This window comes from Kitasatospora sp. NPDC085895, assembly GCF_040702125.1.
Taxonomy (GTDB): domain Bacteria; phylum Actinomycetota; class Actinomycetes; order Streptomycetales; family Streptomycetaceae; genus Kitasatospora; species Kitasatospora arboriphila.
The window spans coordinates 80114-93166 of sequence record NZ_JBFBJY010000008.1 but is presented as its reverse complement, the minus strand read 5'-3'; the positions used below and the strand labels follow the sequence as shown (position 1 = coordinate 93166).

Here is a 13053-nt window from a genome sequence, read left to right as displayed (position 1 = left end):
TATGATTGGGATCGCCCCAATTCTTGAGCGGTTCAGCTCATCACCTCCGAGGAGGTAGCTGGGTTGACACGTCGACGACAGCGGCTGACGGTCTGTTATATCGGCTTGATGGTCCTGCTGACGGTTGTCTACTACCGTTTTCCCTCCGACCGCATCATCTGGTGGACGGGCATCGGGCTGAGCAGCTTCGCCGCCATCGTGGTGGGCGTCCGCCTCAACCGGCCGGCCCACGCGGAGTCCTGGTACCTGCTCGCGGTCGCCAATCTCAGCTTCACCATCGGCGAGGTCGTGCAGGTCGTCCAGACCAACTACCTGCACCAGACCGCCTTCCCCTCCCTCGCGGACGCCTTCTACCTCGCCGAGTTCGTGCTGTACGCGCTCGGCGTCTGGGGGTTCATCCGCTGGCGCACCGCGCACCAGGACCGCGGCTCGCTGATCGACGCCCTCACGCTGACCGTCGGCCTCGCCCTGCTCAGCTGGATGTACCTGGTCGTCCCGTACGCCAGGAACCCGGAACTCACCTGGTTCCAGAAGGCCGTGTCGATCGCCTACCCGCTCGGCGACGTCCTCGTCCTCGCCATGCTGATGCGGCTGCTGGTGCCGCGCGGCGGCAAGAGCCCGGCCGTGGTCCTGCTCACCGTCGGCACGGTCGGCCTGCTGGTATCCGACGTCCTCTACGGGCTGATCCAGCTGCACGGCGTCTGGCGGATCGGCACCCCCGTCGAACTCGGCTGGGCGGTCCTCTACACGGCCTGGGGCGCGGCGGCGCTGCACCCCTCGATGGTCGAGCTCACCAGACCCATCCCCACCCAGCCGCCGGACATCAGCCGGGGCCGGATCGCGCTGCTCGCCGTCGCCTCGCTGATCGCCCCGACCATGCTCGTGCTGGAGGTCACCCAGGGCGACGCCGCGAACGCGGCCGTGATCGGCGGGTTCTCCGCCGTGCTGTTCCTGCTGGTGCTCTCCCGGCTCGCCGGGGTCGTCCTCAACCACCGCCACGCCGTGGAGCGCGAACGGGTGCTGCGGATGGCCGGCGCCTCGCTGGCCGGCGCCGTCACCGTCGAGCAGGTCGCCGACGCGGTGCGCACCGCAGCCTCCGCCCTGGTGCCCGCCGAGCCCGCGCACGTCGCGCTGCTCGCGGTCGGCGACGAGGGCGCGCTGCGCGCCGACGGCGACGGCCCGATCGAGGTCGAACCCGTCCGCGAGAGCCGCCTGGTGCCCGTCGCCACCCTCGACGCGGGCCTCGCCGCCCGGCTGGAGGGCGCCCCCAGCGCCCTGATCTGCCCGCTCGTCCTGGAGAAGCGCCCCTCGGGCGACCCGCTGATCGGCGCCCTCGTCGTCGGCGGCACGGAGCACCGGCTCACGGCTTTATGGGGCACCCTCGACATCCTCGCCGCGCAGGCCGCCCTGGCGGTCGAGCGGGTGGTGCTGAACGACGAGATCAACCGCCGCAACAGCGAGCTGTACTTCCGGACGCTGGTGCAGAGCGCCTCCGACGTGATCCTCATCCTGCGCGCGGACGACACCATCCGGTACACCAGCTCCTCGGCGGACCGCGTCCTCGGCTACCCCTCGCTCGACGGCCAGGCCCTCACCGACCTGGTGCCGCCGGAGGACAGCCGCGCCGTCAACCAGGCGCTGCTGCGGATGCGCACCCGCGAGCAGGCCGAGCAGCGCGAGCACTGGCGGCTGCTGCGGGCCGACCGCACGGTGATCGAGGCCGAGGTCCGCTGGAACGACCTGCGCGACGACCCCACGGTCGGCGGCCTGGTGCTCACCCTGCGCGACGTCACCGACCAGCGGCAGATGGAGCGCGAACTCACCCACCGGGCGTTCCACGACTCGCTCACGGGCCTGGCCAACCGCGTCCTCTTCCAGGACCGGGTCGGCCACGCGCTCTCCCGCAGCGGCCGGCGCGGCACCGTCACCGGCGTGCTCTTCATCGACCTCGACGACTTCAAGGTGGTCAACGACACCCAGGGCCACGCGGTCGGCGACGAGCTGCTGGTCGCCGTCTCGCTGCGGATCTCCACCGCGCTGCGCACCTCCGACACGGCGGCCCGGCTCGGCGGCGACGAGTTCGCCGTGCTGGTCGAGGACGCCCTGTCGCCCGCCGACGTCGGGGCGACCGCCTCCGCGGTGCTCGCCGTCTTCGAGGAGCCGTTCAAGCTCAGCTCCGGTGCGGTCCGGGTGGCCGCCAGCGTCGGCGTGGCCACCACGGAGGACAGCGACGACGGCGCCGAGCTGCTCACCCACGCCGACCTCGCGCTGTACTCGGCGAAGGCGGCCGGCAAGCGGCAGTGGTGCCACTACCGGCCCGCGCTGCAGGCCGGCCTGGTCGAGCGGCACGAGCTCAACGAGAGCCTGGACGAGGCGATCGCCGAGGCGGCCTTCGCGCTGTACTACCAGCCGATCGTCGACCTGACCTCGGGCGGCCTGGTGGGCTTCGAGGCGCTGGTGCGCTGGCCGCACGAGCGGCGCGGCATGGTGCTGCCGGAGGAGTTCATCTCGCTCGCCGAGGAGAGCGGCCAGATCGTGCCGCTCGGCGCCTGGGTGCTGGAGCGGGCGGTCGCCGAGGCGGCCCGCTGGCAGCGGCAGACCCGGGAGGAGCGGGCGGCCGGCGGCCGCGGCCCGCTGCGGGTGAGCGTGAACGTCTCCGGCCGGCAGTTCCGCGACGCGGGCTTCGTGGACACCGTCCGCCGGGCCCTCGACCAGAGCGGCATCGAGCCGTCCACACTGGTGCTGGAGCTCACCGAGACGGTGCTGATGCGCCGCGACGAGCGGGTCCGCACCGACATGCACATGCTGGGCGACCTCGGGGTGCAGATCGCGATCGACGACTTCGGCACCGGCTACTCCTCGCTGAGCTACCTGCGGGAGTTCCCGATCTCCATCCTGAAGATCGACAAGTCCTTCATCGACGGGCTCGGCCACTCCCAGCAGCAGTACGCGCTGGTCGAGGGCATCGCGCGGATCGCGGACACGCTGGGCGTGCAGGTCATCGCGGAGGGGATCGAGAACACCGTCCAGCGCGACCTGCTGGCCGCGATGGGCTGCCCGCTCGGCCAGGGCTACCTGTTCGCGCGGCCGCTCACCACGGACCAGGCGGGCCTGCTGGTGCAGGAGGACGCACGGCCGGCCGGGCTGCACATCGGCGGCCGCGGCTGACCCGTCGGGGGCGGGGTCGACCCGGCGGGGGAGCGGTTGCGGTGCGGCGGGGGAGCGGTGCGGCCGCGGCGGCCCCGATTTGATCATCTGGCAGGCCGTCAAGTTACCATCAGGTAGATTGTTGGTGATCTGCCAAAGGACCCTCTCCGTGCCCGACCGCCGACCGCGCCGCACCGGCCGCGTCACCCGCCCCCTGCTCGTCCTCGCCGCCGTCCTCGGCGTGCTGCCCGCCGCCGCCCCGGCCTACGCCGCCGGGCCCGCCACCCCGCACCTCGACGCCGTCGAGCAGACCCTCCGCGAGGTCTCGCCGGGCCTGGAGGGCCCGGTCTGGCAGCGCACCGACGGCAACCGCTTCGACGGCGTGCTGCAGACCCCCGGCTGCTGGGGCGACCCGGCCTGCCGCACCCGCACCGGCAGCGACCGGTTGCTCGCCCGCACCACCGCGGCGGTCGCCGCCGCGACCCGCACCGTGGACGTCTCCTCGCTCGCGCCCTTCCCGAACGGCGGCTTCGAGGACGCCCTGGTGGCCGGCCTGAAGCAGGCCACCGCCGACGGCCGGCACCTCACCGTGCGCATCCTGGTCGGCGCGGCCCCCGTCTACCACCTCAACGTGCGGCCCGCCGCCTACCGCGACGAGCTGGCCACCCGGCTCGGCCCGGCCGCGGCGAAGGTCACCCTCACCGTCGCCTCCGCCACCACCTCCCGCACCGGCCTGTCCTGGAACCACTCCAAGATCCTGGTCGTGGACGGCGCCACCGCGATCGTCGGCGGCATCAACGGCTGGAAGGACGACTACCTCGACACCGCCCACCCGGTCACCGACGCCGACGTCGAGCTGACCGGGCCCGCGGCCGGCTCCGCCGCCCGCTACCTGGACACCCTGTGGTCCTGGACCTGCGACAACACCGGCGGCCTGAGCCAGAACGTCTGGTTCGCGGCCTCCTCCGGTGCCGGCTGCGTGCGCACCCTGGAGACGCCCGCCGCCCCGCAGCCGGGCGGCGTCCCGGTGATCGCCGTCGGCGGCCTCGGCGTCGGCGTGCACCCCGCCGACCCGGCGTCCGGCTACCGTCCGCAGCTGCCCGGCGCAGCCGCCACCCGCTGCGGCGTCGGCCTGCCCGACCACACCAACGACGACCGGGACTACGAGACGGTCAACCCCGAGGAGAACGCGCTGCGCGCCCTGGTCGCCAGCGCCACCGACCACGTCGAGATCTCCCAGCAGGACCTCAACGCCACCTGCCCGCCGCTGCCCCGCTACGACCAGCGGCTCTACGACGTGCTGGCCGCCAAGCTGGCCGCCGGCGTCAAGGTGCGGATCGTGGTCAGCGACCCGGCCAACCGCGGCGCGGTCGGCAGCGGCGGCTACTCGCAGATCAAGTCGCTCGCCGAGATCAGCGACGTGCTGAAGGACCGTCTGGTGAAGCTGACGGGCGGCCAGGCCGAGGGCCGGGCCGCGCTCTGCGGCAACCTGCAGCTCGCGTCCTTCCGCGCCGCGCCGACCGCCACCTGGGCCGACGGGCACCCGTACGCGCTGCACCACAAGGTGGTCTCGGTGGACGGGCAGGCGTTCTACACCGGCTCGAAGAACCTCTACCCGGCCTGGCTGCAGGACTTCGGCTACATCGTCGAGGACCGCGCGGCCGCCGGCCGGCTGGACGCCGAGGTGCTGGCGCCGCAGTGGCAGTACTCGCAGAGCGCGGCGACCGTCGACTGGGCGCGCGGCATCTGCACCGCCTGACGGGCCACCGGGCCCCGAGGGCCCCTGACCCTCGGGCCCCCGATCCGGCTCCCGCCCCGCCCGTGGACGGCGGGGCGGGAGCCGAACCACCGTCAGTGCTCCTGTGCGGCGTGGATCTTCGCCCAGGAGCGCGGCTCGGCCGGCCCCGCCGTCGGGCGGGCACCGGGGGCGGCCGTGGACGGCACCGCACCGCGGGCCGGCCTGGCCGGGGTGTAGAGCCAGGTCTGCAGCAGGTCGCCCAGCGGCCGGCCGGAGACCTGCTCGGCGAACCGCCGGAAGTCGGCGATCGTCGCACTGCCGTACCGGTACTCGGCCGGCCAGCCCTTGAGGATCCGGAAGAAGGCGTCGTCGCCGACCTCGGTGCGCAGCGCCTGCAGGGCGAGCGCGCCGCGGTCGTACACCGCGCCGTCGAACTGGTGGTCCGCGCCGGGGTCGCCGGGCTTCACCGACCAGAACGGGTCGTCCGCCGGGTGCGAGGAGTACACCCAGTCGGCGAGCTCCTGCGCGGTGCCCTCGCCCTCGTGCTCGGACCAGAGCCACTGCGCGTAGGTGGCGAAGCCCTCGTTCAGCCAGATCTCGCTCCAGCGCCGCACCGAGACGGTGTCGCCGAACCACTGGTGGGCCAGCTCGTGCACCACCACCGAGGTGTTGGAGCCGCGCGAGAACTGCCGCGGGCTGTAGAACACCCGGGTCTGGTTCTCCAGCGCGTAGCCCGTTTTGACGTTGGGCACGTAGCCGCCGACCGAGCCGAAGGCGTACGGGCCGAACAGGCCGGAGAGCCAGTCGGCGAGTTCGCCGGTGCGCTCGACGCTGGCGCGGGCCGCGCCGTCGTTGTCGCCGAGGTCCCTGCTGTAGGCGTTGAGCACCGGGATGCCGCCGGGGCTGGTGGAGCGGGTGATGTCGAACCGGCCGACCGCCAGGGTGGCCAGGTAGGTGGCCTGCGGCTTGTTCTGCCGCCAGTTCCAGCGGGTCCAGCCGATCTTCGAGCTCTGCGAGACCAGGTCGCCGTTGGAGATCACCTGGGTGCCGTCCGGGACGAGCACCGAGACGTCGAAGGTGGCCTTGTCCGACGGGTGGTCGTTGCTCGGGAACCACCACCAGGCGGCCTCCGGCTCGCCGGCCGCCACCCCGCCGTCCGGGGTGCGCAGCCAGGCGGTGAAGCCGTAGCGGGAGACGGCCGAGGGGGTGCCCGCGTAGCGGACGACGAGGGTGGTGCGCTGCCCCTTGGCGAGCGGGGCGGCCGGGGTGATCTCCAGCTCCTGTTCGCCGGTCGCGGCGAACTTCGCCGGGCGGCCGTCCACCAGCACCTCGGAGACGTCCAGCGCGAAGTCGAGGTCGAAGCGGGAGAGGTCCTGGGTGGCGGTGGCCAGGATCGTGGTGGTGCCTTCCAGCCGGTCGGTGGCGGGCTGGTACTTCAGCCGGACGTCGTAGTGCGAGACGTCGTAGCCGCCGTTGCCGTAGGTGGGGTAGTAGGCGTCGCCGATGCCCGGGGAGCCGGCGGCCGCCGCGGCCGCCGACGCCGGGTCGGCGAACAGCAGGACGGCGGCGGCAGCCAGGGAGACGATCGTCCTCGTGCGCACAGGGGTCCTCCAGCGCGGTCGGGGTGCAGTCGGATGACGGAGGGTCGGTTCGACCCTCCGTCAGGCGCGCCTCAGTGTCACCTTGATGACGTGTGCATGCAAGGATGCCTTTCGGCCGACCGGCCGACATCCGCCGCACCCCGATCGCCCCGGGCCGCCGCCTCGGACGGCCCCGGACCCCTGTCCCGAACGGCCCCGGGCCGCCGACCCGCCGCCGAGGACCCCTCCGGTCCGTCACCCGGCGGGCGTCACCCGCCGGCCGGTGCCGGGTCCTGCCCGGACGGGCCCTCCAGCGCCGCCGCCAGCCGCAGCCAGCGGGCCGCCTCCGCCGCCCGGCCCTGGCGCTCCAGGGTCCGCCCCAGCATCAGGTGCGCGTACTGCTCGACCGGGTCGCGAGCCACCACCTCGCGCAGCTGCTCCTCGGCCCGCCCCAGCTGGGCGGAGTGGTAGTAGGCGCGGGCCAGCAGCAGCCGCGGGCCGACCTGCTCCGGGTGCTGCTCCACCACCGGTGCGAGCAGCTTCGCCGCCTCGGCGTACTCCTTCGTGTCGAAGTACAGTCCGGCCCAGCGCCACTGCTCGGCGGTCTCGCCCGCCAGGTACTCGTGGAACACCGTGCGACTCCTCTCGGTGCGTGTCCGTCCCCCGTCCGGTCCGCCTCGGGACCGATCGGTTGAACGTTCACCGACATGACGGCATTCCCGCGGCCCCGCGGAGGGCCGGGCCCCGGGTTGTCCCGCCTGCGCCCGCGGGCGCACGCTGGAAGCGGGACCCGCCACGAGGAGGTGCGCGATGCACAACCAGTGGGACATCGAGCTGGTCTTCGAGGAGGACGGTGTCAACACCGCCTGCGACGCCCGGCTGCGCGGCTCGCACGCACCCGGCCTCAGCGGCCACGGCGAAGCGGTGAAGAGCCGCGACGACCGCCCGCTGGCCCGGATCGGCGAGGAGGTGGCCGCCTCCCGCGCACTCGACGAACTCTCCCGCAAACTGCGCTCGGTGGCCGACGGCGAGATCGCCGACGAGGGCCACCGGCCGAACTACCTCATCTACTGACGGCATCCACCGACGGCCTCCACGACGGAGGACCGGCCCCGCCCGGCCCCGCCCGGCCCGTCACGCACCGCGACCGGACGGCCGCCGCCGACGCACACCGGCCGCCCGCCGGGTGCGCCGACGACGCGCCCGCACACCCGCACCCTGCGTGACCGGCCCGTCCGTCCAGCGATGTGACCGCGCTCACCTCTTGGCCCGGCGGGGCAGACCGGGGTACACATGGGCGTATGGTCCGATTCAGGGACCGATCCCGGGCCCCGTCGGTCCCCGACTCCACCGGTCGACGTCCGTGGTCGGCGTTGCGAATGCGCTCCGTCGCAGGCCAGGTGTTCGTCCTCCAGGTCGTCATCGTGCTGCTCCTGGTGGTCGCCGCAGGCATCGAACTGGTGCTGCAGTCGCGCCGCGACATCACCCGCGAGGCGGCCAACCGCTCGCTCGCCGTCGCCCAGGCCTTCGCCAACTCGCCCGGCATCATCGAGGCGCTCAGCACGCCCGAACCCACCGTCGTCCTGCAGCCGCGGGCCGAGGCCGCGCGGGTCACCTCCGGCGTGGACTTCATCGTCGTGATGAACACCGAGGGCATCCGCTACACCCACCCCATGCCCGACCGGATCGGCAAGAAGTTCGTCGGCACCATCGCCCCCGCCCTCGCCGGGAACACCGTCATCGAGAGCGTCAACGGCACCATCGGCCCGCTCGTCCAGGCCACCGTCCCCGTCAAGGAGACCGACGGCAGCGTCGTCGGCATCGTCTCGGCCGGCGTCCGCAAGGCCAAGATCGCCGACACCGCCGACCAGCAGCTGCCGCTGCTGCTCGCCACCGCGGCCGGTGCCCTCGCCCTCGCCACCGCCGGCACCGCCCTGGTCGGCCGCCGCCTGCGCCGGCAGACCCGCGGCCTCGGCCCCGCCGAGATGACGCGCATGTACGAGCACCACGACGCCGTGCTGCACGCCGTCCGCGAGGGCGTCCTCATCCTCGACGGCTCCGGGACGATCCTGCTCGCCAACGACGAGGCCCGCCGCCTGCTGCCGCTGCCCGCCGACACCGAGGGCCGCAAGGTCGCCGCCCTCGGCCTCGACCGCCCGCTCGCCGACCTGCTGATCTCCGGCGAGACCGTCACCGACCGGGTGGTCAGCGCCGGCGAACGGCTGCTCGCCGTCAACGTCCGCGCCACCGACATCCACGGCGGACCGCCCGGCCGGGTCGTCACCCTCCGCGACTCCACCGAACTCCAGGCCCTCTCCGGCCGCGCCGAACTCGCCGGACGCCGCCTCAAACTGCTCTACGACGCCAGCGGCCGGATCGGCACCAGCCTCGACGTCGCCCGCACCGCCCAGGAGCTCGCCGACTCCGCCGTCCCCGTCTTCGCCGACTTCGTCACCGTCGACCTCGCCGAACCCGTGCTGCGCGGCGACGAACCCGGCGGCACGCCCAGCATGATGTTCCGCGCCGGCCACAGCGGGGTCCGCCCCGACTCCCCGTTCATCCCCGTCGGCGAGCCCGTCCCGCTCGTCCCCGACACCCCGCGGGCCCGCGCCATGGCCTCCGGCGACGCCGTCCTCGAACCCGACCTCACCGCCGCCTTCGCGGCCTGGCAGCACTATCACCCCGACCGGGCCACCGGCGTGCAGGAGTACGGCGTGCACGCCCTGCTCACGGTGCCCCTGCAGGCCCGCGGCGTGGTGCTCGGCATGGCCAGCTTCTGGCGCTCCGACCGCCCCGAACCCTTCGACGAGGACGACCGCTCCGTCGCCGAGGAACTCGTCGCCCGGGCCGCCCTGTGCATCGACAACGCCCGCCGCTACACCCGCGAACACGCCATGGCCGTCACCCTGCAGCACAGCCTGCTGCCCGGCGGCCTGCCCGACCAGAGCGCCCTCGACCTCGCCTACCGCTACCTGCCCGCCCAGTCCGGCGTCGGCGGCGACTGGTTCGACGTCATCCCGCTCTCCGGCGCCCGGGTCGCCCTGGTCGTCGGCGACGTCGTCGGCCACGGCCTGCACGCCGCCGCCACCATGGGACGGCTGCGCACCGCCGTCCACACCTTCTCCGCCCTCGACCTGCCCCCCGACGAACTCCTCGGCCACCTCGACGACCTCGTCAACCGCATCGACCAGGACGCCTCCCTGGACGGCGACGCCCCCATCACCGGCGCCACCTGCCTCTACGCGATCTACGACCCCGTCGCGCTGCGCTGCACCATGGCCCGCGCCGGCCACCTGCTGCCCGCCGTCGCCCACCCCGACGGCAGCGTCGAGTTCCCCGAACTCCCGGCCGGCGCCCCGCTCGGCCTGGTCGGCATGCCCTTCGAAGCCGTCGACATCGACCTGCCCGAGGGCAGCCACCTCGTCCTCTACACCGACGGCCTGGTCGAGGACCGCCACCGCGACATCGACGAGGGCCTGGAACTCCTGCGCGCCTCGCTCGCCGCCCGACCCGGCCTCACCCCCGAGAAGACCTGCGACTCCGTGCTGGAGGCCATGCTCCCGGCCAGCCCCACCGACGACATCGCCCTGCTCGTCGCCCGCACCCGCGCGCTGCCCGCCGAGAACGTCGACGCCTGGGAGGTCCCCGCCGACCCCAGCGCCGTCTCCGGCGTCCGCGGCGAGGTCAGCCGCCGCCTGGCGGAGTGGGGCCTGGACGACCTCGCCTTCACCACCGAACTCATCCTCAGCGAGCTCGTCACCAACGCCATCCGCTACGGCGGCGGGCCGATCCGCGTCCGGCTGCTCCGCGACCGCACCCTGATCTGCGAGGTCTCCGACAGCAGCAGCACCTCCCCGCACCTCAAGTACGCCGCCAGCACCGACGAGGGCGGCCGCGGCCTCTTCCTGGTCGCCCAGTTCGCGGAGCGCTGGGGCACCCGCTACACCGACACCGGCAAGGTCATCTGGGCCGAGCAGCTGCTGCCCTGAGCGCGGGCCCGGCCCGGCCGCTCACCGCGTGCGGTGCTCCACCAGGTCGCGCAACTGCTCCAGGTCCGTCCGGACGGTCCGCTCGATCGCGCTCGCCAGCGCGAAACCGTGCGGCGCACCGCCGAACAGCTCCTCCACCGCCGCCGGCTCGTACTCGATCCGCACCTGCACCTGGGTGCGGTGCTCGTCCAGCGGGCGCAGCGCGAACGTGCCGCGCAGGTGCGGCTCGTCCACCGTCTCCCAGGTCATCACCCGGTTGTGGCCGCGGTCGGTGAAGAACGCGTCGAACTCCCGGTGGCCGCCGTCCACCGCCACGTCCAGACGGGCGCGGTGGCTGCCACGGGCGGAGGCGTGCAGGACGCCCTCGACGAAGCGGGGGTAGTCGGCGATCCGGTGCAGCTGGTCCCAGGCGGCGTCGGCCGGGGCACCGATCTCGATCTGCTCCTCAAGGGTGCTCATCGCTCTCCTCGCCTTCTCGGCTCCCGCATCCAGCCTGCCCCCGCGCCCGGCGGCCCCGCAAAAGACGCGGCCGGTACCGGACGCGGAAACCTGTGCGGATTCCGTGCCCGCCGCCGCCCCGGCCCGGGCCGGGTGTCAGAGCGACGCCGCCGCCGGCCGCGGCAGCCAGAGCGCGTGCACCAGCACCGCGGCCGCCGCGAAACCGGCGATCACCACCGCCATCGCCAGGGCCGACCCCGAACCGCCCAGACCCACCAGCGGCGCGGCCAGCCCGCCCAGGGCGAACTGCAGCAGCCCCAGCAGGGCCGAGGCCGTGCCCGCGTCGTCCCGCCCGGACAGCGCCAACGCCGTCGAGTTCGGCATCACCAGCCCCACCGCCGCCACCACCAGCAGCAGCGAGCCGCACACCGCCCACAGCCCCAGCCCCGCGACGACCGCCAGCAGCAGCCCGGCCCCGCCCGACGCCGATACCGCCAGACCCGCCCGCAGCATCACCTCCGGGGACCGGCTGCGCAGCAGCCGCGCGTTCAGCTGGCCCAGCAGCACCAGGCCCAGCGCATTGCCGCCGAACACCAGGCTGAACTGCTGGGCGTCCAGCCCGTACACCTGCTGCAGCACGAACGAGGAACCGGAGATGTACGCGAACATCGCGGCGAAGGCGCACCCGGCGCCCACCGCGTACCCCATGAACCGGCGGTCGGCGAGCAGCCCGCCGAAGCTGCGCACCGTCCGGGGCAGGCCGCCGCCGCTGCGCCGCTCGGCGGGCAGCGACTCGGGCAGCGCGAGCGCCGCGGCCGCGAGCAGTGCGGCGCCGACGGCGGCGAGCACCGCGAACACCGCCCGCCAGTCGGCGAAGCGCAGCAACTGACTGCCCACCACGGGGGCGAGGATCGGCGCGAGGCCGTTCACCAGCATCAGCAGCGAGAAGAAGCGGGCCGCCTCGACGCCGTCGTAGAGGTCGCGGACGACCGCCCGGCTGATCACGATGCCCGCGGCGCCGGCCAGGCCCTGCAGCAGCCGCGCGGCGGTCAGGACCTCGGCGTCGGGCGCCACCGCACAGAGTGCGGACGCGGCGACGTAGCCGGCCAGGCCGACCAGCAGCGGGCCGCGCCGGCCCCGGCGGTCGCTGAGCGGCCCGGCCACCAGCTGGCCGAGGGCGAGGCCGAGCAGGCAGGCGGTCAGGGTGAGCTGCACGTCGGCGTCCCGCACGCCGAGGTCCCCGGCGAGGGCGGGGAGGGCCGGGAGGTACATGTCGAGCGAGAGCGGCCCGAAGGCGGAGAGCGCGCCGAGCACCACGATCAGCCGCAGGCGCCGGCCGGGGCCGGGCGCCGCGGACCCGGCGGGGGAAGCCGCGGACGCGGCGACCGTGCGGGCCGGCCGGGCGGAGGCGGGGTTCATCGGCGGTCTCTCCGTCTTCTCCGGCGGTCGGCCTTCTCCGGCGGTCGGCCCGGGCGGCGCGGGGTGCGGGACCGGGGTGTGCCGGACCAGGGTAGCCGGATAGCTGACTGCTCAGCAATTGACTGCTCAGTCGATTCGCCGGGGCACGGCGCCGGAAACGATCAGTAGACTCACCGGCCATGGAGATCGCACCGGCGGCGGCCGGCCGGCCGTCCGGGGAGCACCGGACGGCGGCGGAGCTCGCGGCGGCGGCCGACCGCCCGGCCGTCCACGAGCTCGGCCTGCTGCTGCGCGCCGCGGCCCGCCTCGACCGGGCCGTGGACGCCGCGATGCGGGCCGAGTGCGGGCTCAGCCACACCATGTTCGAGGTGCTGCTGATGCTCGCCCGCGCCCGCGGCGAAGGGGTCCCGCAGCGGGAGCTCGCCGAGGGCCTCACCCTGACCAGCGGCGGCACCACCCGGCTGGTCGACCGCATGGAGCAGGCCGGCCTCGTCCGGCGCGCCCCCTCGCCCGCGGACCGCCGGATCACCCTGGTCGGGGCCACCCCCGAAGGCGCCGTGGCGTTCGGCCGCGCCTCGGAGGTGCACGCCCGGATCGTCGACCGGCTGCTGCTCGCCCCGGTCGCCCCCGACGACCGGCCGCACCTGCTCGCCGCCCTCCGCGCCGTCGTGGAGAACCCCGAGCGCTGAGACCGGGCCCGCCCGGACGTCCCGGACGCCCGGCGGGACGGCGGCGGGACGTT

9 protein-coding genes are annotated in these 13053 nt (G+C 74.3%); 5 read left to right on the top strand and 4 right to left on the bottom strand.

Going from position 1 to position 13053, the window contains the following annotated elements; genetic code table 11:
* Nucleotides 1-108: 108 nt before the first annotated feature.
* Both AB0442_RS07525 and AB0442_RS07520 read left to right on the top strand, forming a co-directional pair.
* On the top strand, nucleotides 109-3168 hold the full coding sequence (locus AB0442_RS07525; protein ID WP_366161363.1) for an EAL domain-containing protein: 3060 nt from the start codon (nucleotides 109-111) through the stop codon (nucleotides 3166-3168).
* A gap of 148 nt (nucleotides 3169-3316) precedes the next feature.
* Nucleotides 3317-4906, top strand: coding sequence for a phospholipase (locus tag AB0442_RS07520; protein ID WP_366161361.1), 1590 nt, complete (start codon nucleotides 3317-3319; stop codon nucleotides 4904-4906).
* A gap of 92 nt (nucleotides 4907-4998) precedes the next feature.
* On the opposite strand, the gene AB0442_RS07515 is transcribed toward AB0442_RS07520, so the two are convergent.
* Both AB0442_RS07515 and AB0442_RS07510 read right to left on the bottom strand, forming a co-directional pair.
* Nucleotides 4999-6486 carry a M1 family metallopeptidase gene (locus AB0442_RS07515; protein WP_366161359.1) on the bottom strand — a complete coding sequence of 496 codons (1488 nt, stop codon included), beginning with the start codon at nucleotides 6484-6486 and terminating at the stop codon, nucleotides 4999-5001.
* 248 nt (nucleotides 6487-6734) lie between these two features.
* Nucleotides 6735-7097, bottom strand: coding sequence for a tetratricopeptide repeat protein (locus AB0442_RS07510; RefSeq protein WP_363538554.1), 363 nt, complete (start codon nucleotides 7095-7097; stop codon nucleotides 6735-6737).
* A gap of 178 nt (nucleotides 7098-7275) precedes the next feature.
* Here AB0442_RS07510 and AB0442_RS07505 point away from each other — a divergent pair, with 178 nt between their 5' ends.
* The gene (locus tag AB0442_RS07505; RefSeq protein WP_263102292.1) at nucleotides 7276-7539 is read left to right on the top strand and encodes a DUF1876 domain-containing protein; all 264 of its coding nucleotides are present in this window, start codon (nucleotides 7276-7278) and stop codon (nucleotides 7537-7539) included.
* Nucleotides 7540-7844: 305 nt separating this feature from the next.
* Nucleotides 7845-10454, top strand: coding sequence for a SpoIIE family protein phosphatase (locus AB0442_RS07500; RefSeq protein WP_366161356.1), 2610 nt, complete (start codon nucleotides 7845-7847; stop codon nucleotides 10452-10454).
* 21 nt (nucleotides 10455-10475) lie between these two features.
* Here AB0442_RS07500 and AB0442_RS07495 read toward each other — a convergent pair whose 3' ends face one another.
* Both AB0442_RS07495 and AB0442_RS07490 read right to left on the bottom strand, forming a co-directional pair.
* A complete protein-coding gene (locus AB0442_RS07495) occupies nucleotides 10476-10913 on the bottom strand; it encodes an SRPBCC family protein (RefSeq protein ID WP_344626674.1) in 438 nt (145 codons plus the stop codon).
* Nucleotides 10914-11048: 135 nt separating this feature from the next.
* On the bottom strand, nucleotides 11049-12311 hold the full coding sequence (locus tag AB0442_RS07490) for a multidrug effflux MFS transporter (RefSeq protein WP_366161354.1): 1263 nt from the start codon (nucleotides 12309-12311) through the stop codon (nucleotides 11049-11051).
* 179 nt (nucleotides 12312-12490) lie between these two features.
* On the opposite strand from AB0442_RS07490, the gene AB0442_RS07485 reads away from it, so the two are divergent.
* Nucleotides 12491-13000 (top strand): MarR family transcriptional regulator, encoded by a 510-nt coding sequence (locus tag AB0442_RS07485; protein WP_366161352.1) that lies wholly within the window; start codon nucleotides 12491-12493, stop codon nucleotides 12998-13000.
* Nucleotides 13001-13053: the final 53 nt, after the last annotated feature.

Bases quoted from the DNA above. Each gene is read 5' to 3' on its own strand.
- AB0442_RS07525 (WP_366161363.1), top strand. From the start codon at position 109: ATGGTCCTGCTGACGGTTGTCTACTACCGTTTTCCCTCCGACCGCATC.
- AB0442_RS07505 (WP_263102292.1), top strand. From the start codon at position 7,276: ATGCACAACCAGTGGGACATCGAGCTGGTCTTCGAGGAGGACGGTGTC.
- AB0442_RS07500 (WP_366161356.1), top strand. From the start codon at position 7,845: ATGCGCTCCGTCGCAGGCCAGGTGTTCGTCCTCCAGGTCGTCATCGTG.
- AB0442_RS07495 (WP_344626674.1), bottom strand. From the start codon at position 10,913: ATGAGCACCCTTGAGGAGCAGATCGAGATCGGTGCCCCGGCCGACGCC.
- AB0442_RS07490 (WP_366161354.1), bottom strand. From the start codon at position 12,311: ATGAACCCCGCCTCCGCCCGGCCGGCCCGCACGGTCGCCGCGTCCGCG.
- AB0442_RS07485 (WP_366161352.1), top strand. From the start codon at position 12,491: ATGGAGATCGCACCGGCGGCGGCCGGCCGGCCGTCCGGGGAGCACCGG.